At 73.5% G+C, this 23,441-nt stretch carries 22 protein-coding genes; 10 read left to right on the top strand and 12 right to left on the bottom strand.

Annotated features, from left to right (window positions below):
• Positions 1–159: 159 nt before the first annotated feature.
• Entirely contained in the window at positions 160–1,011 is an 852-nt protein-coding gene (locus tag AC07GB_RS16025; protein WP_478845718.1) for a diacylglycerol kinase family protein, read from the top strand.
• Here the strand turns inward: AC07GB_RS16025 and AC07GB_RS16020 are convergent.
• From AC07GB_RS16020 to AC07GB_RS16010, 3 genes are read right to left on the bottom strand one after another with little or no spacing between them, the layout of a single operon-like run.
• Positions 1,008–2,240 carry a cytochrome P450 gene (locus AC07GB_RS16020; protein ID WP_478845716.1) on the bottom strand — a complete coding sequence of 411 codons (1,233 nt, stop codon included), beginning with the start codon at positions 2,238–2,240 and terminating at the stop codon, positions 1,008–1,010. The genes AC07GB_RS16025 and AC07GB_RS16020 overlap by 4 nt on opposite strands.
• A 19-nt stretch (positions 2,241–2,259) precedes the next feature.
• Positions 2,260–2,991 (bottom strand): response regulator, encoded by a 732-nt coding sequence (locus AC07GB_RS16015; RefSeq protein ID WP_478845714.1) that lies wholly within the window; start codon positions 2,989–2,991, stop codon positions 2,260–2,262.
• The gene (locus tag AC07GB_RS16010) at positions 2,988–4,337 is read right to left on the bottom strand and encodes a sensor histidine kinase (RefSeq protein WP_478845712.1); all 1,350 of its coding nucleotides are present in this window, start codon (positions 4,335–4,337) and stop codon (positions 2,988–2,990) included. Before AC07GB_RS16010 ends, AC07GB_RS16015 begins: the two co-directional genes overlap by 4 nt.
• 130 nt (positions 4,338–4,467) lie before the next feature.
• Here AC07GB_RS16010 and AC07GB_RS16005 point away from each other — a divergent pair, with 130 nt between their 5' ends.
• The 6 genes from AC07GB_RS16005 to AC07GB_RS15980 all read left to right on the top strand — a co-directional run bounded on the left by AC07GB_RS16005 (position 4,468) and on the right by AC07GB_RS15980 (position 9,257).
• Complete coding sequence (locus AC07GB_RS16005) at positions 4,468–4,881, top strand: DUF3151 domain-containing protein (RefSeq protein ID WP_478845710.1); 414 nt, start codon at positions 4,468–4,470, stop codon at positions 4,879–4,881.
• A 195-nt stretch (positions 4,882–5,076) separates the two neighbouring features.
• Positions 5,077–5,931, top strand: a complete 855-nt coding sequence (locus tag AC07GB_RS16000) for a tryptophan 2,3-dioxygenase family protein (RefSeq protein WP_478845708.1) — start codon at positions 5,077–5,079, stop codon at positions 5,929–5,931.
• Entirely contained in the window at positions 5,924–7,171 is a 1,248-nt protein-coding gene (gene kynU / locus AC07GB_RS15995) for a kynureninase (protein ID WP_478845706.1), read from the top strand. Before AC07GB_RS16000 ends, kynU begins: the two co-directional genes overlap by 8 nt.
• Positions 7,172–7,371: 200 nt before the next feature.
• Positions 7,372–8,289, top strand: a complete 918-nt coding sequence (locus AC07GB_RS15990) for an alpha/beta hydrolase fold domain-containing protein (protein ID WP_478845704.1) — start codon at positions 7,372–7,374, stop codon at positions 8,287–8,289.
• Between the two features lie 135 nt (positions 8,290–8,424).
• The gene (locus AC07GB_RS15985) at positions 8,425–9,009 is read left to right on the top strand and encodes a DUF2975 domain-containing protein (RefSeq protein ID WP_478845702.1); all 585 of its coding nucleotides are present in this window, start codon (positions 8,425–8,427) and stop codon (positions 9,007–9,009) included.
• Positions 9,009–9,257 (top strand): helix-turn-helix domain-containing protein, encoded by a 249-nt coding sequence (locus AC07GB_RS15980; protein ID WP_478845700.1) that lies wholly within the window; start codon positions 9,009–9,011, stop codon positions 9,255–9,257. Before AC07GB_RS15985 ends, AC07GB_RS15980 begins: the two co-directional genes overlap by 1 nt.
• Here the strand turns inward: AC07GB_RS15980 and AC07GB_RS15975 are convergent.
• The 7 genes from AC07GB_RS15975 to AC07GB_RS15945 form a co-directional block, all read right to left on the bottom strand.
• On the bottom strand, positions 9,254–10,420 hold the full coding sequence (locus AC07GB_RS15975; RefSeq protein WP_478845698.1) for a MalY/PatB family protein: 1,167 nt from the start codon (positions 10,418–10,420) through the stop codon (positions 9,254–9,256). The two genes, AC07GB_RS15980 and AC07GB_RS15975, sit on opposite strands and share 4 nt — an antisense overlap.
• A 72-nt stretch (positions 10,421–10,492) precedes the next feature.
• Positions 10,493–11,515, bottom strand: a complete 1,023-nt coding sequence (fbaA, locus tag AC07GB_RS15970) for a class II fructose-bisphosphate aldolase (RefSeq protein ID WP_478845696.1) — start codon at positions 11,513–11,515, stop codon at positions 10,493–10,495.
• A 147-nt stretch (positions 11,516–11,662) separates the two neighbouring features.
• A complete protein-coding gene (gene pyrE, locus AC07GB_RS15965; RefSeq protein WP_030682693.1) occupies positions 11,663–12,214 on the bottom strand; it encodes an orotate phosphoribosyltransferase in 552 nt (183 codons plus the stop codon).
• A 30-nt stretch (positions 12,215–12,244) separates the two neighbouring features.
• Entirely contained in the window at positions 12,245–13,039 is a 795-nt protein-coding gene (locus AC07GB_RS15960; RefSeq protein ID WP_478845694.1) for an aldose epimerase family protein, read from the bottom strand.
• Positions 13,040–13,098: 59 nt separating this feature from the next.
• Positions 13,099–13,878, bottom strand: coding sequence for an SRPBCC domain-containing protein (locus AC07GB_RS15955; RefSeq protein ID WP_478845692.1), 780 nt, complete (start codon positions 13,876–13,878; stop codon positions 13,099–13,101).
• A gap of 81 nt (positions 13,879–13,959) precedes the next feature.
• Entirely contained in the window at positions 13,960–15,543 is a 1,584-nt protein-coding gene (locus tag AC07GB_RS15950; protein ID WP_478845690.1) for a polyamine aminopropyltransferase, read from the bottom strand.
• Positions 15,544–15,650: 107 nt separating this feature from the next.
• Complete coding sequence (locus AC07GB_RS15945; RefSeq protein WP_478845688.1) at positions 15,651–16,169, bottom strand: DUF2617 family protein; 519 nt, start codon at positions 16,167–16,169, stop codon at positions 15,651–15,653.
• 783 nt (positions 16,170–16,952) lie between these two features.
• Here AC07GB_RS15945 and AC07GB_RS15940 point away from each other — a divergent pair.
• Together AC07GB_RS15940 and AC07GB_RS15935 are read left to right on the top strand one after the other, a co-directional pair.
• Positions 16,953–18,155 (top strand): pyridoxal phosphate-dependent aminotransferase, encoded by a 1,203-nt coding sequence (locus tag AC07GB_RS15940; RefSeq protein ID WP_478845686.1) that lies wholly within the window; start codon positions 16,953–16,955, stop codon positions 18,153–18,155.
• Positions 18,156–18,257: 102 nt separating this feature from the next.
• Positions 18,258–19,454: a hypothetical protein gene (locus AC07GB_RS15935; protein ID WP_478845684.1), complete on the top strand. Its 1,197-nt coding sequence runs from the start codon at positions 18,258–18,260 to the stop codon at positions 19,452–19,454.
• 30 nt (positions 19,455–19,484) lie between these two features.
• On the opposite strand, the gene AC07GB_RS15930 is transcribed toward AC07GB_RS15935, so the two are convergent.
• Positions 19,485–20,024 (bottom strand): type III secretion system chaperone family protein, encoded by a 540-nt coding sequence (locus AC07GB_RS15930; RefSeq protein WP_478845682.1) that lies wholly within the window; start codon positions 20,022–20,024, stop codon positions 19,485–19,487.
• Between the two features lie 110 nt (positions 20,025–20,134).
• Positions 20,135–22,759, bottom strand: a complete 2,625-nt coding sequence (gene clpB / locus AC07GB_RS15925; protein ID WP_478845681.1) for an ATP-dependent chaperone ClpB — start codon at positions 22,757–22,759, stop codon at positions 20,135–20,137.
• A gap of 112 nt (positions 22,760–22,871) precedes the next feature.
• Between clpB and AC07GB_RS15920 the strand changes: the two genes are divergently transcribed.
• Positions 22,872–23,285, top strand: a complete 414-nt coding sequence (locus AC07GB_RS15920; protein WP_478845679.1) for a pyridoxamine 5'-phosphate oxidase family protein — start codon at positions 22,872–22,874, stop codon at positions 23,283–23,285.
• The last annotated feature ends 156 nt before the right edge of the window (positions 23,286–23,441 follow it).

Below are 23,441 nucleotides of genomic sequence, written 5' to 3'. Positions count from 1 at the left end.
TCCGGGCGGGGCATGTCCAAGGTCAGGGGCCACGGTCTGTAGCCGTCGCCGCCGATGTGGGTGTGCCTTGGTCGCCCCGGAATAGACGAAGCCCCTGGCGCAATAGCGCAAGGGGCTCTTGCACAAAGATGCTACCCGAGGACTAAAGAAAGGGCGCACGTGTCGGCTCGCGGCCAGCGCGATGACCTCATCGTGATCATCGACCCGGTCGCCCGGCGCACGGACGGCGAGTCCGTACGCATCGCCAAGGACGTGCTTGGCGCGGGCGCGGCGCTCAAGCTCTGTCTGCCCGAAGGCCCCGAGGAATTCGCCCGTGCCCTGGCCAGGCGGGGGACGCGGCGGCCGGTCGTGGTGGGTGACGACGCGGCCCTGCGCCGGGCCGTCGCCGTCCTGTACCGGCAGCGGGCGCTCGGCGCGACCGAGCTTGCGGTGGTGCCCGTCGCGGGCGGCGCCACCGGGGTGCGGCTCGCCCGTGCCCTCGGCGTGCCGGCCGGGGCGGTCGCCGCGGCGCGCACCGTGCTCGACGGGGTGCCCCGGCGGCTCGACCTGCTCGTCGACGACCGGGACGAGGTCGTGCTCGGGGACGTGCGTATCCCCTCCCTCGGCGCGGGGCTCACCGACGCGTCCGGCGCCGAGCGGCACGGCCACGCCTGGCTGCGCACCTGCCAGTCCCTCGTCCGCACCCTCGGCTCCCGGCCCGCGGTGGGCCGGGCCGGGCCCTCGCGGCTGCGGGTGGAGGCCGACGGGGTGACCCTCGTCGACCTCGACCAGCCCGTCGAGGGTGTCTCCGTGGCCCCCGGCAGCGGCGGCCTCGCCCGGGTGGAGGTGCGGCCGTCGTCCGTCGGGGCCGGGATGGCTCCCGTGGGGGCGCGGGCCCGCTCCGTGACGGTGTCGGGCCCCGACTTCCGCTACCGCGCGGACGGGACGACGGCCGGGCCCGTCCGCACCCGCACCTGGACCGCCCGCCCCCAGGCCTGGGGCCTGACCCTCCCGGCGGACCCGCCCCGCTAGAGGGCCACGAGCAGCCCTTCCAGACCGCGGATCACGAAATTCGGCCTCCGTCGCGGCTCCGCGGCGAGCCGAAGGCCCGGCGCGCGGCGCAGCAGGGCCCGCAGCGAGGCGGCCAGCTCCAGGCGCGCGAGGGGTGCCCCGATGCAGTAGTGGATGCCCGCGCTGAAGGAGATGTGCGGGTTCGCCTCGCGGGGGCGGGCGAGGTCCAGGGAGTCCGGGTCGCGGAAGACGGTCCCGTCCCGGTTCGCCGAGCCGAAGAGCAGCGCCACCTCGCTGCCCCGGGGGATGACCGTGCCGCCGACCTCGATGTCGTCGAGCACCCAGCGCTCGAAGAGCTGGAGCGGGGTGTCGTGGCGCAGCAGCTCCTCGACGGCCGTGGGGAGCAGCCGCTCCGGCTCCGCGCGCAGGGCGGCCAGCTGCCCGGGGTGGCGGAACAGCGTGTACCAGCCGTTCACGGTGGCGTTGACGGTCGCCTCGTGCCCGGCGTTCAGGAGCAGCACGCAGGTGGAGATCAGCTCCTGCTCGCTGAGCCGGTCGCCCTCCTCGTGGGCGGCGATGAGGTCGGTGAGCAGGTCGTCGCCGGGCCGTGCCCGCCGTCTGGCGATCAGCTCCCGCAGGTACGCGGAGAACTCCAGGGATGCCCGCACGGCGCGGGCGGCGGTCTCCTCGCCCGGGTTCAGCTCGTACATCCCGCAGATGTCCGCCGACCACGGCCGCAGCGGCCCCCGGTCCCCCTCGGGGACGCCGAGCATCTCGGCGATCACGGCGACGGGCAGCGGCTCCGCGACCCGCGCGAGCAGGTCGCCGCCGCCGTCCGCGACGAGGCCGCGCACCAGGTCGTCGGCGAGGCTGTCGACGTAGGGGCGGAGCCGGTCCACCGTCCGGCGCGTGAACGCCTTCGCGACCAGGCGGCGGACGCGGGTGTGCGCGGGCGCCTCCAGGTCGAGCATGCCGTGGTCGTTGAGGACGTGGAACGGCTCGTGCGCGGCCGGGGGCGCCGCGCGCCCGAACTCCTCGTGGCCGAACCGGTGCAGGTACGTGCGGCCGAGCCGCCGGTCGCGCAGGAGCGCGGCGACGTCCGCGTGCCGCGGGATCAGGTACTGGTCGCTCGGCCCGTAGTAGTGCACCCGGCCCCGGGCGCGCAGGTCGGCGTAGGCGGGGTAGGGGTCGTCGAGGAAGGCGCGCGACGAGGGCGCGAACACCTCGGCGACGTCGGCGGGTTCAGCCATGCACGGACGCTAGCCGCGCTCACCCCGGGGTGACCAGCCTCGCCTCGTACGCGAAGACGGCGGCCTGCGTGCGGTCCCGCAGCCCCAGCTTCACCAGGACCCGGCTGACGTGCGTCTTGATGGTGGACTCCGCGACGACGAGCCGCGTGGCGATCTCCGCGTTGGAGAGGCCCTGCGCGATGAGCACGAGCACCTCCGTCTCGCGCTCGGTCAGCTCCCCGTACTGGGCCTGCGCCCGCGCGGCCCCGGCGAGCCCCGGCTGGTCCGAGAGCCGGGAGAACTCCGTGATCAGGCGGCGCGTCACGCTCGGCGCGAGCAGCGCCTCCCCGGCGGCCACGATCCGTACGCCGTCCGCGAGCTGCCGCGCCGAGGCGTCCTTGAGCAGGAATCCCGACGCGCCCGCGCGGAGCGCCTGATAGACGTACTCGTCGAGGTCGAAGGTGGTCAGGACGAGGACCTTGGTGGCGGTGCCGTCGGCGGCGACGATCTCGCGCGTGGCCTCGATGCCGTTCATCTCGGGCATGCGGATGTCCATAAGTACGACGTCGGGGGCGAGTTCGCGCACCCGCTCCACGGCCTCGCGGCCGTTCACCGCCTCGCCGACGACCTCGATGCCGGGCATCGCGTTGAGCAGCACGGAGAAGCCCTCGCGGACCATCATCTGGTCGTCCGCGATCAGGACACGCACGGATTCCCCGGCGGGCCGCCCGGTCGGCCGCCCTGCCTGCTGCCCGGTCGGCTCCCCGGTCACGCGGCCTCCTCCGCGGCCGCCACCGGCACCGGCAGGAAGACCGTCACCTCGTACCCGCCGTCGGCCGTCGGCCCGGCCGTCATCTCCCCGTCCAGCATGCCGACCCGCTCCCGCATCCCGGTGATGCCGTGCCCGGCGCCCAGCGAAAGGGGCGGGCGAAGCTCTCGTTGAGGGGCGGTGGCCGGGTGACGGGCGGGCGGCTTCACGAGCCCGGTCGCGGGCCCGTTCACGATCCGCAGGCCGAGCCCGCCGATGACGTACCCGATCTCCACCCGGGCCGGCGCGCCGGGGGCGTGCCGCAGGCTGTTGCTGAGCGCCTCCTGCACGATCCGGTACGCCGACAGCTCGACGCCCTGCGGCAGTTCGCGCACGGCCCCCGTCACGGCCTTCTCCACGGAGAGCCCCGTCTCCCGGACGTGGCCGATCAGCCGGTCCAGGTCGGCGAGCGTCGGCTGCGGGGCGTCGGGGGCCTCGTAGTCCTCCGCGCGTACGACGCCGAGGACGCGGCGCAGCTCGGTCAGCGCGATCACCGCGTTCTCGCGAATCGTCGCGAAGGCCTGCGTCAGCTCGGGCGGCGCGTTCTCCACGCGGTAGGGGGCCGCCTCCGCCTGGATGGCGACGACCGACATGTGGTGGGCCACGACGTCGTGCAGCTCGCGGGCGATGTTCGTGCGCTCCTCCAGGAGCGTGCGCCGGTCCCGCTCGACGGCGGTCACGGTGCGCTCGGCGACGACCTCGCGGCGGGCGTCCCGGTTGGCCGACACCAGGGTCACGAGGGCGACGGTGACACCGCTGAAGGTCAGCATCTGCACCGTGTTGGAGTTCCAGCCGACGGACGCCTCGGCGAACATCGAGTACAGGGCGGTGAGCACCCACATCCACGCCGCCGTGCGCGGCCGGGTCCGCGCCGCGACCACCGCCATCACCGCCGTGTGCCCGAGGACCGAGCCCGGCGGCCACGGCGCCCAGCCGCCGCCGCTCAGGACCAGCATCATCGGGGTCATCCCCAGGGAGCACCACCAGGCGAGCACGGGCCGCGCAAGGGTGAGGACCACCGCGCCCGCGGGCAGGAACCCGGTCAGGGCCCACCCGAACTCCCCGCTGGTGTCCCAGCCGCCGAAGCCGCCCGCGTACGCGACGAACAGGGTGAGCGCCGCGAGCCCGAGCACCACGCCGTGCGGCAGCCACGCCGCGGCCCGCCCCGCACGGCCCGGCAGCCGCGCGGCGTCCCGGCGCAGCGGCGGCAGCGGCCGGTACGCGAACACGTCCTGGAACAGATCGTCGCGCAGGCCCTGGAGGGCGTTCTGCGCGAGGTGGAACTCTGGGCTGCGCGTCTTCTCGGTCACGTCCAAGACGGTACGGGGGCCGCACCGGCCGGGACGTCCCCTCTGGGACGGGTTCGCGGGGGTCCGTCGCAAGTACTACGCGGCCCCCGGGGCGCACCCGTGGGGGGTGCCATGGAGCAGACTGGAGCCCATGGCCATTCACGAGAACCTGCTCGGGGGACCGCCCCCGACCCATCTGCCCGACGACCCGGAGCCCCGGGAGCTGCTCGCGGGCGGCACGGCGGCAGCCGACGTCGCCGCCAAGTACCCGACGTCCTCGCTCGCCTGGGCACGCCTCGCCGACGAGGCGTTCGAGGCGGGCCGCGTCGTCGAGTCGTACGCGTACGCCCGCACCGGCTACCACCGGGGCCTCGACGCCCTGCGCCGGGCCGGCTGGAAGGGCCACGGCCCGGTGCCGTGGGAGCACGAGCCGAACCGCGGCTTCCTGCGGGCCCTGCACGGCCTGGCCCGCGCCGCGCAGTCGATCGGCGAGGAGGAGGAGTACGAGCGCTGCTCGGCGTTCCTGCGGGACTCCTCGGCGACGGCCGCGGACACCCTCGGCTGAGTCCGGCCGCCGAGACCTGCCTGGGCCACCCGTCGTGACCAGGCAGGTCTTGCCGTTTCCTGGGATGTTGCGGAGGATGCGGGTGGGGACCGGGGCCCCCGTGCCGGTACCGGCAGGGGCGGACCGCTACCCGGATCACGCATCTAGGAGACAGCGATGTCCCACGAGGCGATCACGGCAGACGAGACTCACGAGATGAACGAGACACAGCAGACGCACGGCGAGACGCCCGACCAGAGTCCCGACAGCCCCAACCTCGACTTCGCAGGCAGCACCCCGTACGAGGACTACGTGAAGGCGGACGTCCTCACCCACCTCCAGCACCTGCGCTCCGACGACCCGGGCGAGATGGTCTTCCTGGTCACGACCCAGGTGATGGAGCTGTGGTTCACGGTCATCGTGCACGAGTGGGAGACCGCGGCGCGCGCCCTGCGCGACGACGACGTGCCGACCGCGGTGGCCGCCCTGAAGCGGTCCGTGCGCGAGCTGGAGGCCCTGAACGCGTCCTGGAAGCCGCTCGGCCAGCTCACCCCCGCCCAGTTCAACTCCTACCGCGGCTCGCTCGGCGAGGGCTCCGGCTTCCAGTCGGCGATGTACCGGCGCATGGAGTTCCTGCTCGGCGAGAAGTCCGCGTCCATGCTGGTCCCGCACCGGGGCACGCCGCGCGTGTACGCGGAGCTGGAGAAGGCCCTCCAGGAGCCGAGCCTGTACGACGAGGTCCTCCGGCTGCTCGCGCACCGCGGGTACGACGTCCCGGCCGAGGTCCTGGAGCGCGACGTGGCCGCCAAGTACGAGCCGTCGCCGCGCGTCGAGGCCGTGTGGACCGAGATCTACTCCGGTGACGAGAGCGGTGACGTGGCCCGCCTCGGCGAGGCCCTGACCGACGTCGCCGAGCTGGTGTGGCGCTGGCGCAACGACCACCTGGTGGCCACCCGCAGGTCCATGGGCTCCAAGACCGGCACCGGCGGCTCCGCGGGCGTGGCCTGGCTGGAGAAGCGCGCCACGAAGAACGTGTTCCCCGAGCTGTGGACGGCGCGCAGCCATGTCTGAGCCGAGGGGAGCAGACCTGCGCGCGCGGGCCGCCGCCCTCGACGCCGCGGACCGGCTCGCCGCCAAGCGCGAGGAGTTCGTCCTCGACGACACCACGTATCTGGACGGGAACTCCCTGGGCGCCCTGCCCGCGCACGTGGCGGGCCGGGTCGCCGACGTCGTCACGCGCGAGTGGGGCGGCCTGCGCATCCGCTCCTGGGAGGAGAGCGGCTGGTGGACCGCGCCCGAGCGGGTCGGGGAGCGGATCGCCCCGCTCGTCGGCGCCGCCCCTGGCCAGGTGGTCGTCTCCGACTCGACGAGCGTGAACGTGTTCAAGGCGGTCGTCGCCGCGGTGCGCATGGCGCAGGCCGACGATGCCGCGCGCGACGAGGTCGTCGTCGACGCCACCACTTTCCCGACGGACGGGTACGTCGCCGAGTCCGCCGCCCGCCTCACCGGTTGCCGCCTGGTCCCGGCCGCCCCGGCCGACGTGCCGGACCTGCTCGGCCCGCGCACGACGGCGGTGCTGCTCAACCACGCCGACTACCAGTCGGGCCGCCTGCACGACATGGCGGGGCTCACGGCGGCCGTGCACGCGGCGGGCGCGTACGTGGTGTGGGACCTGTGCCACACGGCGGGCGCGCTGCCCGTCGCCCTGGACGAGCACGGCGTGGACCTCGCGGTCGGCTGCACGTACAAGTACCTGAACGGCGGCCCGGGCTCGCCCGCGTACCTCTACGTACGCCGTGACCTCCAGGCCCGCTTCGACTCGCCGCTGCCGGGCTGGAACTCGCACACCGACCCCTTCGGCATGCGGCCCGACTACGAGCCCGCGCCCGGCGTGGTGCGCGGCCGCGTCGGCACGCCGGACATCCTGTCGCTGCTCGCCCTCGATGCGGCCCTCGACGTCTGGGACGGCGTCTCGCTGGACGACGTGCGGGCCAAGTCCCTCGCGCTCACGGACTTCTTCCTGGAGTGCGTCGAGGCGTACGTGCCCGCGGACCGGGCCGAGTCCGTCACCCCGGCCGCGCACGCGGAGCGCGGCAGCCAGATCGCGCTGCGCTGCCCGGACGCCCGGGAGGTCATGCCGAAGCTCGTCGCGGCGGGCGTGGTCGGCGACTTCCGCGCGCCGGACGTGCTGCGCTTCGGCTTCACCCCGCTGTACGTGTCGTTCGCGGACGCGGAGCGGGCGGCGCGGGTGCTCGGGGACATCCTCGGCGGTTGTGGGGAACTCGGCCCCGGGGGCGGCCGGGCGACCTGATAACGTCCGGCGAATCCGGATCATGGCCCACTCGGGCGCATGACCGGACCCCGTACGAACGCCCGCCGGGCGCCGGTGAGTTGTTCTGGGCGCCCGGCGGTCTCGTAGTCCGCCGAGTCTCGCAGTCCGCCGAGTCCCGCAGTCCGCCGAGTCCCGCAGTCCGCCGAGTCCCGCAGTCCGCCGAGTTGGGAGGTCACCGCATGCCGGACGACGACGCCGAGGCGCGTGACGCCGCCGAGGAGCGGTCGGCCTTCGCGCACCCCGCGGTGGCCCCGGACGCCACCGCCGCCTACGGGCCGCACCCGGACCAGCTCGTGGACTTCTACGCGCCGCGCGGCGGCGGCGAGGGCCCGGCGCCGCTCGTCGTCGTCCTGCACGGCGGGGCCTGGCGGGCCCCCTACGACCGCCTGCACATCACGCCGTTCGCGGACTTCCTGGCCCGGCGCGGCTTCGCCGTCGCCAACGTCGAGTACCGCAGGGGCCGTTCGCCGTCCGGGCCGATCCCCGCGCAGGGCGGGCCCGCCGGGCCCGTGGCCGGGCGCTGGCCGGAGACCTTCGACGACGTGGCCGCCGCCCTGGACGCGCTGCCCGCGCTCGCCCGCCGCGCGCTGCCCGCCGCCGACCCGCGGCGCACCGTCCTGACGGGCCACTCGGCGGGCGGTCACCTCGCCCTGTGGGCGGCGGCCCGGCACGTCCTGCCGGAGGGCTCGCCGTGGCGCACGGACCGGCCCGCGCCGCTGCGCGGCGTCGTCGCGCTCGCCCCCATCGCGGACTTCCGCGTCGCGGCCGACCTCGGCGTCTGCTCGGGGGCCGTACGCCAGCTCCTGGACGCCGACGGCCCCGCCACGGAGGAGGCCCGGGCCCGCTTCGAGGAGCGCCTGGCCCACGCCGACCCGGCCGCGCTGCTGCCCACCGGCATCGCCACGACCGTCGTGCAGGGCCGCACCGACGTCGTCGTGCCCCAGGCGGTCGCCGAGGCCTACGCCGACGCGGCAGCGAAGGCGGGCGAGGTCGTCGGCCTGACCCTCCTGGAGGACGTCGGCCACTTCCCGCTGATCGACCCGGCGGCGGACGCGTGCGCGGTCGTCGCGGAGGAAATCGCCCAACTGGCGTTCTGAACCCGGCCCACAGCCCCGGCGCCGGCCCTGGCGCCTCCCTCTGCCCGGCCCCGGCCTGACTCCCCTCTCGCACTTGTCGAAAATCGATATGCCCGGCTACCCTCACGCATATCGAAAATCGATAGGGAGCAGGCGATGAACACGCGACTCACCAGGGGCCTGGCCTCGGTCACCCTGACACTGGCGGTGCTCTGCGGCCTCGCCTTCCTCGGCACGGGCGTCACCCACATGCTCGACGACGGAGCCGTCTGCGTGCGGACGGACTTCTGGCAGAACGCGTCACTGGCGGACGACCTGCCGGTCGGCCAGGGCGTCCAGGCCTCCAGCAGCGCCGCGCGCCTGTGCCAGGACAGCCCCTCCGTGGGCCAGCGCGCCGCCGACCTCGGCGGGCAGCTGCCCTGGCTGCTGTTCGGCACCCTCGCGCTGCTGCTGTTCTCCCGGCTCCTGGACGCCGTGGTGCGGCTCGGGCCGTTCACCGCGACGGTCGCGCGCCGGCTCTCCGTGCTGGGCTGGTTCGTCGCCGCGGGTACACTCCTGGCCGGCCTCGTCGCCGGGTGGTCGCACTCCTGGCTGGTCGGGAGCATGGCGCCGATCGTGGGGTCCGGGCCGACGCTGTCCGGGTCGCTGATGCCCGTCCTGGGTGGCCTGGCCGCAGTGATCATGGGGAAGATCATGCGCGAGGGCGTGCGCATGCGAGAGGACCTCGAAGGGACCATCTGATGCCCGATGAGGAACCGCACGCCATCCGGATCCACCTGGACCGGATCCTCGCCGAGCGCGACATGACGCTCACCGAGCTGTCCGCGCGGGTGGGCATCACCGTCGTCAACCTGTCCGTGCTCAAGAACGGGCGGGCCAAGGCCATCCGCTTCTCGACCCTGTCGAGGATCTGCGAGGTCCTGCGGTGCCAGCCGGGGGACCTGATCACCCACGCCCCCGACGGGCCCGCAGACCGCAGCGCCCCCTAGCCGCCCGGAGCCACCGCGCGCACCGCACGCACCAGGGCTCGCACCCCCGCGGCCGCCTTCTCCCGCGGGCACCCCACGTTCAGCCGCACGAAGCCCGGGGCGCCGTAAGTGGCGCCCGGCATCACCGCGACCCGCTCGTGGTGCACCAGGCGGTGCTGGAGGGCCTCGTCGCGGGTCTCGCCCAGGACGGGCCCGAGGTCGATCCACGCCAGGTAACCCGCGTGCGGAGGGCGCCAGTCCAGGGCAGGGAAGGCCTCGTTCAGGGTGGTGGCCACCAGACGCAGGTTCTCGTGGGCGTAGGCGCGGACGGCGTCCAGCCAGGCGCCGCCCTCGCGGTACGCGGCGATGTGCGCGGTCAGCGAGAGCACCGCGGGCGAGGCGAGACCCTCGCCCGTGTCCATGCGCCGGACGAAGGCGGCATGGTCGCCGGGGTCGCCGATGATGCCGTAACTGCCGCTCAGCGCGGGGAAGTTGAAGGCCTTCGTCGCGGAGGTGACGAGGGCCCAGCGGCCCCGGCCGTAGCGGGTCCAGGGCCGGTGGACGTGCCCCTCGTGCGTGAGATCGGCGTGGATCTCGTCACTGATGACGGCCACGCCGTGCCGCGCGCACAGCTCGGCGAGCGCGGTCAGCTCGGCGTCGCTCCACACCTTGCCGGTGGGGTTGTGCGGGGAGCACAGGATGAGGACGCGGCTGTCGGGGCGCGCCAACGCCGCTTCCAGGGCGGCGAATCCGGGGTCCTCCAGAGGCACCCCGCGCAGCTCGCGGCCGAGGCCCGTCACCGCCTTGCGGAAGCCGTCGTACGTCGGGGTGTGCACGACCACGCCCTCGCCCGGCTCCGTCCACATGCGCAGGAGCTGGGATATCTGGCTGAGCACGGAGGGGGCGTAGACGAGCGATGCGGGGTCGATGCCGGTGTCGTAGCGGTCCTTGAACCAGTCCCGCACCGCGCCGCGGAAGTCGTCGTTGCGCCAGTCCGTGTAGCCGAACACCCCGTGGGCGACGCGCCGTTGGAGCGCGTCGAGGACTTCGGGCGCGCACCGGAAGTCCATGTCGGAGATGGTGAAGGGCAGCAGGCCGGGGACCGGGAACCGGTCCTTCACGCCGTCCCACTGCACGCACCAGGTGCCGTACCGGTCCACGGGGGTGTCGAAGTCGTACGCCACGGTCGGTCCTCCCTCCGGGTACGCCGACGGGCCCGGCACCCACGAGGAGTGCCGGGCCCGTCGGACGGATGACTACTTGAGCTTCGTGCCCGTGGAGCGCAGCGCGCCGCACGCCTCGGTCACGCGCTTGGCCATGGAGGCCTCGGCCAGCTTGCCCCAGGTGCGCGGGTCGTAGGTCTTCTTCGAGCCGACCTCGCCGTCGACCTTCAGGACGCCGTCGTAGTTCTTGAGCATGTGGTCCGCGACGGGACGCGTGAAGGCGTACTGGGTGTCGGTGTCGAGGTTCATCTTCACGACGCCGTTCTCCAGGGCGGTGGCGATCTCCTCCGCGGTGGAGCCGGAGCCGCCGTGGAACACGAAGTCGAAGGGGGACGACTTGCCGTACTTGGAGCCGACGCCGTCCTGGAGGTCCTTGAGCAGCTCGGGGCGGAGCACGACGTTGCCCGGCTTGTACACCCCGTGGACGTTGCCGAAGGAGGCGGCGAGCAGGTAGCGGCCCTTCTCGCCCAGGCCGAGCGCCTCGGCGGTGCGCAGCGCGTCGTCGACGGTGGTGTACAGCTCGTCGTTGATCTCGTGGCTGACGCCGTCCTCCTCGCCGCCGGTCGGGGTGATCTCGACCTCAAGGATGATCTTCGCGGCGGCGGCCTTGGCGAGCAGCTCCTGGCCGATGGCCAGGTTGTCCGCGAGGGTCTCGGCGGAGCCGTCCCACATATGGGACTGGAACAGCGGGTTCCGGCCGGCCTTGACGCGCTCGGCGGAGATGTCGATGAGCGGCCGGACGTACGTGTCCAGCTTGTCCTTCGGGCAGTGGTCGGTGTGCAGCGCGACCGTGACGTCGTACTTCTTGGCGACGATGTGCGCGAACTCGGCGAGGGCGACCGCGCCCGTCACCATGTCCTTGCTGTGCTGACCGCCCAGGAACTCAGCGCCACCGGTGGAAATCTGGATGATGCCGTCGCTCTCCGCCTCCGCGAAGCCACGCAGGGCGGCGTGCAGGGTCTGGGACGAGGTCACGTTGATGGCCGGGTAGGCGAACTTGCCTGCCTTCGCCCGGTCGAGCATCTCGTTGTAGACCTCGGGGGTTGCGATGGGCATGTGTCCGCTCCTTGTGATGTGCGGGGTGAGTGCTGCTGTGCTGCTTGGCCCTGACCTGGGTGTCTAGGGAACCCTGGCGTGCCTGGGAACCCGGGGGCGGCGACGGCGGTGTCGTCGCCCCCATCCTTCCAGACGCGCGGGACGTCCTCAGTCGAGACCTAGCTCGTCCTTCGAGTACGCGAAGAGGTACGGCACCCCCGCGCCCTCGGTGATCTTCACGTCGGCGCCGGTGGCCCGGTCCACGATCGTGGCCACGCCCACGACCTCGGCGCCGGCCTCGCGCACGGCCTCCACGGCGGTCAGCGGGGAGCCGCCGGTGGTGGAGGTGTCCTCGACGACGAGGACGCGCCGCCCCTTGATGTCCGGGCCCTCGACGCGCCGCTGCAAGCCGTGCGCCTTGGCGGCCTTGCGCACCACGAAGGCGTCCAGGCGCCTGCCGCGCGCGGCGGCCGCGTGCAGCATCGACGCGGCGACCGGGTCGGCCCCCATCGTCAGGCCGCCCACGGCGTCGAACTCCAGCTCGCTCGTGAGGTCGAGCAGCACCTGCCCGACGAGCGGGGCGGCCTCCCCGTCCAGGGTGATGCGGCGCAGGTCGACGTAGTAGTCGGCCTCCAGGCCCGAGGAGAGGGTCACCTTGCCGTGCACGACGGCCTTGTCCTTGATCTGCCGCAGCAGGTCGCCGCGTACGTCGTTCGTCATGGCTACGAGCTTAAGGGCGCGGCCGGGGCTTCAGAGCCGCCGCCAGGTCCAGGTGGTCGAGGTCTCCAGCGGCTCCAGCGGGGTGACCAGGCGCGGCAGGGTGTTCAGGCCGTTGGGCGGGCCTGTCTGCGGCTCCACGCACACGGCGGCCTCCTGCTCGTCGTACACGACGACCCACTCCTCGCGGCTGGCCACGTTCAGCTCCAGCTCGCCGGGCCAGGTCAGGGTGACGTCGACGCCGTCCGGCATGCCGAAGCAGTCGTCCCAGGGGCCGGGGCGCGGGTCGACGCGCTCGCCGGTGGGCAGGTGGTCCTCGCCGCGCTGCTCCTGCCAGGCCGCGTCGAAGGCGATCCGGACGTCCTCGCCGCCGTCGGTGAGGCGCCGGTTGAACCACGGGTGCCAGCCCGCCTGCGCCGGGAAGGAGTCGTCGTACGTCTCCACGGACATCCGCAGCGTAAGGGCGTCCTCCGTCAGCTCGACGATCTGCGTGACCCGGCCGGGGTAGGGCCACGGGTCGGCGAGGTCGTAGGTGAACACGGCTTCGCGGCCGCCGGCCCGCGCGGTCCTCCACGCGGTGTCCCGGCCGGTGCCGTGGATGGCGTGGGGCGGGGAGTTGAGCGGCAGCTGGTGCGGGTGGCCGCCGCTCAGGAAGCGGCCCTCCCTGACCCGGCCGCACCACGGCACCATCGGGAAGCAGCCGTACCGTTCCCCCTGCCGCAGCAGCTCGACGCCGCCCACCTTGAGGCTGCCGAGCCGGGCCCCGTGCCCCGGCAGCACCGAAACTTCCGCGTCGCCCGCGGCCAAAGTGATCTCTTCGCTACTCACGCTCCGACCCTAGCCGCGCGCCTCGCGGGGCGCCCCGGGCCCACCCGCGGGGCCAGGCCTCAGCGGCGCTTGCGCAAGGCCCGGGTCACCACGATCGCCGAGGCGACGAGGACGGCGGCGGCGGGCGCGGCCCACCGCAGGGTGGCTCCGCCGCCGAGCGTCTCGGGCGCGGGGACGGGCGCGTACCGGCCCCGGGGCGGCGCGTGGTCGACCTCCTCCGCGCTGCGCCCGATCATCGTCCGCCGCGCGTGCGCGGCCTCGGGCCCGACCGCCGCGACGGCGTCGGCCTCGGCTTCGGCGAGCGGGTCGAGCGACGGCGCCGGCACCTCCGCCTCGTAGACGCGGGAGACCCCGGTGGGCGCCGACGGCTCGTCGTCGGCGGCGTCGGCGGCCGGGCCGGGGGCCGCGAGGCCTTCCGCGAACCGCGCGAGGAGCCGGCGCAGCGCCCCCTCCACAGCCTGTGGAGAACTCTTCACGGCCTCGGCGACCCGCCCGTCCGCGGACGCGGTCCCGCTGAAGGTCACCTGCGTGCCCCCCTCCGCGGCGGCGGCCAGGCGCAGCACGAGGGAGAACGTTACGGCGCCGCTGCCGCGGGCCTCGTGGGCCTCGCCGGTCACCGCGTATCCGCCGTCGCCGCGCGCGGCGACCCGCAGGCCGCCGCGGTAGGTGATCGTGTGGCCGCCGACGCGCACCTTGAGCCGCCCGGTGACGGGCGGCGCGTCAGGCCCGGGGTCGGCGTCCCGCTGCAAGCCGGGCACCGCGCGGGCGACCCGCTCGGGGTCGGCCAGTGCCTCGCGGAGCGGCTCTTCCGGAACCGGTACGAACACCTCATGCTCCATGACAGTCGAGCCTACCGACGCCGCCGCCGTGGTGTACGCCACTTCGGCCCGCCCGTCGCGGCGCGGGCCCTCGGCGGGCCGTCAGTCGGCGTAGCGCGGATGCACCAGGGTGGACGGCTCGATGGTGCGCCAGTCGGGCGGCCGCAGCCGCTCGGCGGCGCGGGACCCGGCGCGCAGCACGGCGGAGCCGCGGGCCGCGCCGAGCACGGGCTCGGCGCGCGAGGCGAGCACGAAGCCCCAGTCGCGGGGCGCGTCGCCGGGGTCTGCGGTGCGGTCGGGCCCGGCGGCCTGCGCGCCGCGACGGCCGGTGAGGCGGTAGGGCTCGGTCCAGTACCCGGCGGCGCGCAGCGTGGCGTCGACGGTCCAGTAGGCGCGGGGCCGGGTCGCGGCGGGCCCGGCGTGCACGGCGAAGCGGCCGTCGTCGGTGAGGACGCGGGAGACGAGGCCGTAGAACTCCTGCGAGTACAGCTGGGTGCTCGCGGTGATGCCGGGGTCGGGCAGGTCGGCGACGACGACGTCGTACACGCGCCGGTGCGGGCCGCGCAGCCAGCGGAAGGCGTCGGCGTGCGTGACGCGCACGCGCGGGTCGCGGTAGACGTGGCCGTTGAGTTCGCTCAGGGCCGGGTCGTGGCGGGCCAGGTCGACGACGGCCGGGTCGAGTTCGACGATGTCGACGCGGCGCACCCCGGCGTGCCGCAGGACCTCGCGGGCGGCGAGCCCGTCGCCGCCGCCGAGGACGAGCACGCGCCCGTGGGGCCCGCCGCGCAGGGCGGGCTGGACGAGGGCCTCGTGGTAGCGCCGCTCGTCACGGCCGCTGACGCGCAGCCTGCCGTCGAGGAAGAGGTGCAGGGACTCCCGGTCACGGCCGGTGAGGACGACCTCCTGGACGTCGCTCTGGACGGCGACGCGGATCCCGGAGCCGTACACGGCGCGGCGCGCGGCCCGCTCGAAGTCGTCGACCAGGACGGCGGCGGAGGCGAGGACGGCCAGCACGAGGCCGTTGACCACGAGCAGCAGCCAGCGGCCGCGCCGGCTCAGATCGCGTCCGAACAGGCCGAGGACGAGCGCGCCGCCCGCGAGGACGTTCACGGCGCCCGTGAGCAGGGCCCCGGTGAGCTGCCCGAACCAGGGAAGGAGCAGGAAGGGGAAGGCGAGGCCGCCGACCAGGGCGCCCACGTAGTCCGCGGCGAACAGGTCGGCGACGGCACCGCCCGCGTCCTGCCGCCGCACGCGCTGGATGAGCACCATGAGCAGGGGCACCTCGGCGCCGATGAGGACGCCGATGGCCAGGGAGAACACCACGAAGAGGGACCGGGACCCGCTGGCCCACATCTCGCCCCGGTCGCCCGCCCACGCGAACGCCGCGTACAGGACCATGGCGCTGCACCCGCCGACGAGCGCGAGGGCCGCCTCGACGAGCCCGAAACCGGCGGCGGCCCGGCAGCGCAGGCGCTTGGCGAGCAGCGAGCCGACACCCATCGCGAAGACCATGACGGACAGCACGACGGAGGCCTGGGTGACGGAGTCCCCGATCAAGTACGAGGCGAGGGCGACGAGTTCCAGTTCGTACACGAGTCCGCAGGCGGCGCAGATGAACACGCCCGCGAGGACGAGGAAGCGGCCTGTCCTGGGCGTGACGGGCAGACGCTGGCGCGGCTCGATCACGCTGGGAACGCTACGTCACCGTCCGCTCACACCAAGTCCCCCACAAGGGTGGAGGTGGCGGCGAGAATGTGTGAACCTCCGTTCAAGGAGCCCTCGCACGGGTCCGCTCACAGCGCCACGGGCGTCCGCACGCCGACCCGGGTGCGGGTCGCCACCAGCTGCCCGTCCTGCGGATACGCGTGCCAGGTGCGCCACATCACCGAGCCCTCGTGCCGCTGCGCGAGCAGCGCCGTGAACGCGTGCGGGATGCCGGGGAAGACCCCGGCGAGCCCGTGCGGGTGCTCGGCGACGAGGGCGAGCAATTCCTGGGCGCGGCCCGCGAACTGACCCCGTGACAGCGTTTCCACGCGGGCCGCGAACTCGTACTCCCACTCGCCGACCCGCTTGGAGACGCCGAGCGGCAGCGGCGTGCTGCTGCCGGGGATGCAGGCGACGGTCTCGGAGCAGCTGCCTTCGTCGTCTTCGAGCAGCACTTGGTGGGAGGCCCCGAGAAGTCGCAACTGAAGGGTCGCGCCGGTCAGTTCGAGGTCGAGAGTGGCCAGAGCGGGTAGCGGCTCGCGGCCGAGGGCCCAGGCCAGGTCCCCGGCGCGCGTGTCGGTGTAGACAGTCTTCAGGGTCGTGAGCATGGGTCGGCTCCGCTAACACGCAATGGAGGTGGGGGGGCCGGCGCGCCCGGTCGGACACCGGGCGGAGGGGGATGCCGGCGCGTGCCCACGGAGACGTCCCGCTGCCTGCCGAGCAGAGGCGTCCGAGGGCGGTGTGACGGTTAAGAGGGAATCATGAACTGCGACACTGCCACAGCGCTTTTACCCAACTTCGTAGGGTTTCCATCCCCTAGAGGGCCGAACAGTTCATCTGTTCACGTTTCATGGAAAGCACTCGGTCCGGAAATGGCATCGTATGGACGCCCATCGCCGCTTCAACGACGAAGCGCCCGACGGGAGTTGCCTCCCGTCGGGCGCTTCGCCCGGTGGACCAGCTGCCCCGTGTCAGCTGCCTCCGCCGCCGCAACCTCCGCCCCCGCCACCGCAGGACGAACCGCCGCCGCAGGACGAGCCGCCACCGCAGGAAGAGCCTCCGCCACAGGACGCCCCGCCGCCGTCGAAGGTCGAGGTTCCGCTACTGGAGCCGGACCCCGCCCACCAACTGCGGCCCCCCGATGTGACGCGCCTGCGGCCGTTCCTGCTGACGTGCACGAGCAGCCCGATCACTACGAACCAGCCGATGAAGAACAAGGCCACAACCATCCACCCCATCCCTCACTTCCTTTCCCCCGAAGCGGCCCCGGGCCGTTCCCCCGAACCGGCGCCGCCGTGCGGATATGGTCCCGCGTCGTTGCGTGACAAGGGGATGCCCCCGGCCGAGCGCGGTCAAAGCAGAGTTGAGGAAGTCCAGAGGTTCGGCGGAGGATGACGGCCATGACGTCATCTCCCGGTGCCTCCAGGAACGACCGCCCGCTGCTCAACCGCCGCCTCGCGGAGTTCGGTACGACGATCTTCGCCGAGATGTCCGCGCTCGCGGCCCGGACCGGGGCGATCAACCTGGGCCAGGGCTTCCCCGACACGGACGGCCCCGACGAGGTCCGGGAGGCCGCGGTGCGCGCCCTGCGCGAGGGCCGCGGCAACCAGTACCCGCCGGGCCCCGGCGTCCCCGAGCTGCGCACCGCGATCGCCGCCCACCAGGAGCGCCGCTACGGCCTGGCCTTCGACCCCGACCGCGAGGTCCTCGTCACCGCGGGCGCCACCGAGGCCATCGCCGCCTCGCTGCTCGCCCTGGTCGAGCCGGGCGACGAGGTGATCGCCCTGGAGCCGTACTACGACTCCTACGCCGCCTCGATCGCCCTCGCGGGCGGCACCCGGGTGCCGGTGACGCTGCGCCCCGGGGACGGGCGCTTCAGCCTCGACCTGGACGAGCTGCGGGACGCCGTCACCCCGCGCACCCGGCTGCTCCTGCTCAACACCCCGCACAACCCGACCGGCACCGTCCTCACCCGCGCCGAGCTGGCCGAGATCGCGCGGCTCGCCGTGGAGCGCGATCTGCTCGTCGTCACCGACGAGGTGTACGAGCACCTGGTCTTCGACGAGGGCGGCCACACCCCGCTCGCCTCCTTCCCCGGCATGCGCGAGCGCACGGTGACGATCGGCTCGGCGGGCAAGACGTTCTCGTTCACGGGCTGGAAGGTCGGCTGGGTCACGGCCCCGCCGGAGCTTGTCACGGCGGTGCGGTCGGCGAAGCAGTTCCTCACGTTCGTGGCGTCGGGCCCGTTCCAGTACGCGGTCGCGGAGGCGCTCGCGCTGCCCGACGCGTACTTCACCTCGGTCCTTGAGGACCTGCGCGCCAAGCGCGACCTGCTGGCCTCCGGCCTCGCGGCGGCCGGCTTCGACGTCTACCGCCCGGCGGGCACGTACTTCGTCACCACCGACATCCGCCCCCTCGGCGAGAGCGACGGCATCGCCTTCTGCCGCGCCCTGCCCGAGCGCGCGGGCGTCGTCGCCGTCCCGAACGCGGTCTTCTACGACCACCGCGACCAGGGCGCCCCCTTCGTCCGCTTCGCCTTCTGCAAGCGGACCGCGGTCCTGGAGGAGGCGGTCGCCCGGCTGAAGTCCTGGTGACGGGCGCGCCCGGGCCGCCTTCGACCCGCGCCGGGGCGAAACCCCACCCACACGGCCCCGCCTGACTCGCGCCCGCCCCACAGGGACCGCAAGGTTCCGGGTGTGACCCACCCCAGCCCCACCGTTCCCGCCCCCGTCACACGCACCCCCCGTACGGAGTGCGAGCCCGCCGGGCCGGGCCGCCGCGCGGCCACGGCGGTCCACGCACTGGGCGCCTTCGCGGCCGCCCGCCTCACCGGCCTGCTCGCCCTCGCGCTCGCCACGAACGCCTCCGACCAGGACTTCTTCCGTCTCCTCGGCCGCTCATGGGACTCCCGCTGGTACACCGGCATCGCCGCCCGCGGCTACGGCCACACCCTGTACTTCGAAGCCGGCGTCGCCCAGAGCGACCTCGCGTTCTTCCCGCTCTACCCGGCCCTGATCCGCGCGGTGGGGAGCGTCACGCCGCTCAGCTACGGCGCCGCGGGCCTGCTCGTCTCCTGGCTCGGCGCGGGCGCGGCCGCGATCGGCATCTACAAGATCGCCGCCCGGCTTCACGACCACCGCACGGCCACGGTCCTCGTCCTGCTGTGGGGGCTGCTCCCGCACTCCGTGATCCTCACCATGGGATACACCGAGCCGGTCCTGACGGCCCTCGCGGCGGGCTCCCTGTACGCGCTGCTGACCGGCCACTGGATCGCGGCGGGCGCCCTCGCCGCCCTCGCGGGCCTGGCCCGGCCGAACGGCTTCGCGGTGGCCGCGGCCGTCCTCGCGACCGCGGCGTACGAGATCGTCCGGCGCCGGGGCCGCGTTTCCCCCAGGCTGTGGACGGGCGCGGCGCTCGCCCCCGTGGGCTGGGGCGCCTATGTGCTGTGGGTGGGCGTCCGCAAGGGCGATGTGCTCGGCGGGTACTTCGCGGTGCAGCGCGCCTGGGGCTCCCGCTTCGACTTCGGCCAGGGCTCGTTCGCGTTCGTCCGGCATCTGCTCCTGGACGGCGACAAGCTCGTCTTCGCCATGACGTTGGTGATCGTCGCGGTCGCGCTGCTCCTGTACGGGCTGCTGCTCTGCGACCGCGCCCCGCTGCCGCTGCTCGTCTACAGCGGGGTCCTGCTGCTGATCACGGTCGGCGGCTCCGGGTTCTTCGAGTCCAAGCCCCGCTTCCTGCTGCCCGCCTTCCCGCTGCTGCTCCCGCTCGCGTGCGCCCTGGTGCGTACGGCGAGAGCCCGGCCGAGGCATGCCGCCCTGGTGGTCGGCGCCCTGGCCGGGCTCTCGCTCGCGTACGGGACGTATCTGGTGACGACGGCCCGCATGCCGTTGTAGTGCTGTGCGCGCTGTGCGGAACCGGCGCGGTCAGGCCTGCTCGTCGCCGGGCTCGGCGTCGTCCGCCGCGTCGGCGTCCTTCTCCAGGCCCAGCTGCTCCACGAGCCAGCGGTCGAATTCGATCGCGGCCCGCACCCAGCTGACCGTCGACGACACGAAGTGCTCCAGGGAGACACCCGTGCCGATCAGCATCTGCGCCTCGCCGATGAGACGGACGGTGCCGTCGTCGTGCGTGTGCGTGTAGACCTTGGGCCAGAGCGTGCGGCGGTTCCAGTCGTCGATGGACTCCAGGATCTGCGGCTTCTCCTCGATGCCGTGCGGCCTGTCGTAGAAGGTCCTGACCGAGAAGACCTGCTGGTCGTCCTCGCCGCGGAACATGAAGTACGTACGGAACTCCTCCCACGGCGCCGCGAGGTCACCCTCGTCGTCGACGACGTACTTGAGTTCCATCTGCTCCAGGAGCTGCTTGACGAGGTCCTGGTCAGGGACGACGGGGCCCGCCGGTCCTGCGCCCTGCTGCGGTTCGGGCTGGCCCCCGAAATTCGGAATCGAGGACGGGTCGATGCTCACCGTTATTTCCCTTCGTACTTCGTACGGATTGAGCCATCCTCCCCCATGGCGGGCGGGGGCCCGCAACCCCCGCCCCGGGATGTGACCGGTTACGGCGCCCCGCCGGGCACCTACAGGGACTTTCCGGGCACCGCGCCGGTCGCGGGGCCGACGATCAGGTCGTCCCCGAAGACGTCCACGCGCACGGTGTCGCCGTCCGTGACCTCGCCCGCGAGGATCTCCTTGGCGAGCCGGTCGCCGATCGCCGTCTGGATCAGGCGGCGCAGCGGCCGGGCGCCGTACGCCGGGTCGTTGCCCTTGTCCGCGAGCCAGGCCAGCGCCTCGGGCGTGATGTCGAGCGTGAGCCTGCGGTCGGCGAGCCGCCCCGCGAGCCGGGAGAGCTGGAGTTCGGCGATCCGCGCCAGCTCGTCCTTGTGGAGCGCGGAGAACACCACCAGGTCGTCGAGCCGGTTCAGGAACTCCGGCTTGAAGGAGGCCCGTACGACTTCGAGTACCTGCTCCTTCTTCTCGTGCTCGCTGGTCAGGGGCTCGACGAGGAACTGGCTCCCCAGGTTCGACGTCAGGATCAGGATGGTGCTGCGGAAGTCCACCGTGCGGCCCTGGCCGTCCGTGAGCCGGCCGTCGTCGAGCACCTGGAGCAGCACGTCGAAGACCTCCGGGTGCGCCTTCTCGACCTCGTCGAGCAGCACGACGGAGTACGGGCGCCGGCGCACGGCCTCGGTGAGCTGGCCGCCCTCCTCGTACCCGACGTAGCCGGGGGGAGCGCCGACGAGGCGGGCCACGCTGTGCTTCTCGCCGTACTCGCTCATGTCGATGCGGACCATGGCCCGCTCGTCGTCGAAGAGGAAGTCGGCGAGCGCCTTGGCCAGCTCGGTCTTGCCGACGCCGGTGGGGCCGAGGAAGAGGAAGGAGCCGGTGGGGCGGTCGGGGTCGGCGATCCCCGCGCGGGTGCGCCGCACGGCGTCGGAGACGGCCCGTACCGCCTCGGACTGGCCGATGAGGCGCTTGCCCAGCTCGTCCTCCATGCGCAGCAGCTTCTGCGTCTCGCCTTCGAGGAGGCGCCCGGCGGGGATGCCGGTCCAGGCCGCCACGACGTCGGCGATGTCGTCGGGCCCGACCTCCTCCTTGACCATGGTGTCGGCCTTCGTGCCGGCCTTGGCGGCCTCCTCCTCGGCCTCGGACGCGGCCTCCAGATCCCGCTCCAGGGCGGGGATCTCGCCGTAGAGCAGCTTGCTCGCGGTGTCGAAGTCGCCGTCGCGCTGGGCCCGCTCGGCCTGGCCGCGCAGCTCGTCGAGCCGCTCCTTCAGCTCGCCGACGCGGTTGAGGGACTGCTTCTCCTTCTCCCAGCGGGCGGTGAGCCCGCGCAGCTCCTCCTCCTTGTCGGCGAGGTCGCGGCGCAGCTTCTCCAGGCGCTGCCGGGAGGCCGGGTCGGTCTCCTTGGTGAGGGCCAGCTCCTCCATGCGAAGGCGGTCCACGGCGCGCTGGAGTTCGTCGATCTCGACGGGCGAGGAGTCGATCTCCATGCGCAGGCGCGAGGCCGACTCGTCGACGAGGTCGATGGCCTTGTCGGGCAGGAACCGCGAGGTGATGTACCGGTCGGAGAGCGTGGCGGCGGCGACCAGGGCGCTGTCCGCGATCTGCACCTTGTGGTGGGCCTCGTAGCGCCCCTTGAGCCCGCGCAGGATCGCGATGGAGTCCTCGACGGAGGGCTCGGCGACGAGCACCTGCTGGAAGCGCCGCTCCAGGGCCGGGTCCTTCTCGATCCGCTCGCGGTACTCGTCGAGCGTGGTGGCGCCCACCATGCGCAGTTCGCCGCGCGCGAGCATGGGCTTGAGCATGTTGCCCGCGTCCATGGCGGAGTCGCCGCCCGCGCCCGCGCCGACGACGGTGTGCAGCTCGTCGATGAACGTGATGATCTGCCCGTCGCTCTCCTTGATCTCGGAGAGCACGGTCTTCAGGCGCTCCTCGAACTCGCCGCGGTACTTCGCGCCCGCGACCATGGCGCCGAGGTCGAGCGAGACGAGCCGCTTGTCCTTCAGGGACTCGGGCACGTCGCCCTTGACGATGCGCTGGGCGAGGCCCTCGACGACGGCGGTCTTGCCGACGCCGGGCTCGCCGATGAGCACCGGGTTGTTCTTCGTGCGGCGGCTGAGCACCTGCACGACCCGCCGGATCTCCTGGTCCCGGCCGATCACCGGGTCGAGGCGGCCCTCGCGGGCGGCCGCGGTGAAGTCCGTGCCGAACTTCTCCAGGGCCTTGTACTGGCCCTCGGGGTCGGGGGTGGTCACGCGGCGCCCTCCACGGCTCTCCGAGAAGGCGGCGAGCAGCTTCTTGTCCGTCGCGCCGTTCTCGGTCAGTACGTCGCCCGCGGGGCCGCCCTTGGCGGCGAGGGCGATGAGCAGGTGCTCGGTGGACAGATAGTCGTCGCCGAGGTCCTTCGCCCGCCGGCCCGCGTCCGCGATCACGGCGAGCAGGTCGCGGTTCGGCTGCGGCGGGGCCACCGTGGACCCGGTGACGCTCGGCAGCGCGGCGAGCAGCCGCTCGGTGGCGGCGCGCACGGCGGCCTGGTCGGCGTCGACGGCGGCGAGCAGGTCGGTGATGTTCTCGTTCTCCTGGCCCTCGAGCAGCGCCAGCAGCAGATGCGCGGGGGTCAGGTCCGGATGGCCTTCGGACACGGCCCGGCTCGTCGCCGCGTTGATCGCGTCCCGGCTCCTGTTCGTCAGCTCGGCGTCCACAGGGGTCCGCTCCTCCTTCTCGCTCCGGCTACTGACTCACCTAACGTACACAAAGTTGAGTCTATTCCACTCAAGGCGGGTGCCGGAAGCCCGGCCGGGCTACCTTCCGCCCATGGCCATCGACCTCGGCGCCCTGCCCGCGCCCTACCTCAGCTTCTGGCGGGAACGCCACGTCTGCACCCTGACCACGCTCCGCCGCGACGGCACTCCGCACGTGGTACCCGTCGGTGTGACGTACGACCCCGAGGAACGCGTCGCCCGGGTGATCGCGAGCGGGACCAGCCGCAAGGTGGCGCACGTGCGGGCCGCGGCGGGCGCGCGCGTCGCGGTCTGCCAGGTGGAGGGCCGCCGCTGGGCCACGCTCGAAGGCCTCGCGACGGTCTCGGCGGACCCCGTACGGGTGGCGGACGCGGAGCGCAGGTACGCCGAGCGGTACGGCAGGAACCCGCGGGAGAACCCGGCCCGGGTGGTCATCGAGATCGCGGTGGACCGCGCGCTCGGAAATGTGAAGGAAGCCGCGGCCTGACACGGCCCGAAGCGGTCTGACGCGGCCCGGCGGGCGCGACCCGCGCACACCACAGCGGGGGGGAGGGGGTTGGGGGGGGGGGGGGGGGGGGGGGGGGGGGGGGGGAGGGGAGGGGGCGGAGGGGGGGGGGGAAGATTGATGTGAGGCGGGGGGTGG

The sequence above is a fragment of the Streptomyces sp. NPDC045778 genome, from assembly GCF_056431945.1.
The sequence above is the reverse complement of the archived record's forward strand: the minus strand, read 5'-3'. Positions and strand labels throughout refer to the sequence as shown.

What these genes read in the sequence shown, in the direction of transcription:
- AC07GB_RS16020 (WP_478845716.1), bottom strand. Translation starts at nt 2,240, where the DNA reads ATGGCTGAACCCGCCGACGTCGCCGAGGTGTTCGCGCCCTCGTCGCGC.
- AC07GB_RS16005 (WP_478845710.1), top strand. Translation starts at nt 4,468, where the DNA reads ATGGCCATTCACGAGAACCTGCTCGGGGGACCGCCCCCGACCCATCTG.
- AC07GB_RS16000 (WP_478845708.1), top strand. Translation starts at nt 5,077, where the DNA reads ATGAACGAGACACAGCAGACGCACGGCGAGACGCCCGACCAGAGTCCC.
- kynU (WP_478845706.1), top strand. Translation starts at nt 5,924, where the DNA reads ATGTCTGAGCCGAGGGGAGCAGACCTGCGCGCGCGGGCCGCCGCCCTC.
- AC07GB_RS15990 (WP_478845704.1), top strand. Translation starts at nt 7,372, where the DNA reads ATGCCGGACGACGACGCCGAGGCGCGTGACGCCGCCGAGGAGCGGTCG.
- AC07GB_RS15985 (WP_478845702.1), top strand. Translation starts at nt 8,425, where the DNA reads ATGAACACGCGACTCACCAGGGGCCTGGCCTCGGTCACCCTGACACTG.
- AC07GB_RS15980 (WP_478845700.1), top strand. Translation starts at nt 9,009, where the DNA reads ATGCCCGATGAGGAACCGCACGCCATCCGGATCCACCTGGACCGGATC.
- fbaA (WP_478845696.1), bottom strand. Translation starts at nt 11,515, where the DNA reads ATGCCCATCGCAACCCCCGAGGTCTACAACGAGATGCTCGACCGGGCG.
- pyrE (WP_030682693.1), bottom strand. Translation starts at nt 12,214, where the DNA reads ATGACGAACGACGTACGCGGCGACCTGCTGCGGCAGATCAAGGACAAG.
- AC07GB_RS15955 (WP_478845692.1), bottom strand. Translation starts at nt 13,878, where the DNA reads ATGGAGCATGAGGTGTTCGTACCGGTTCCGGAAGAGCCGCTCCGCGAG.
- AC07GB_RS15945 (WP_478845688.1), bottom strand. Translation starts at nt 16,169, where the DNA reads ATGCTCACGACCCTGAAGACTGTCTACACCGACACGCGCGCCGGGGAC.
- AC07GB_RS15940 (WP_478845686.1), top strand. Translation starts at nt 16,953, where the DNA reads ATGACGGCCATGACGTCATCTCCCGGTGCCTCCAGGAACGACCGCCCG.
- AC07GB_RS15920 (WP_478845679.1), top strand. Translation starts at nt 22,872, where the DNA reads ATGGCCATCGACCTCGGCGCCCTGCCCGCGCCCTACCTCAGCTTCTGG.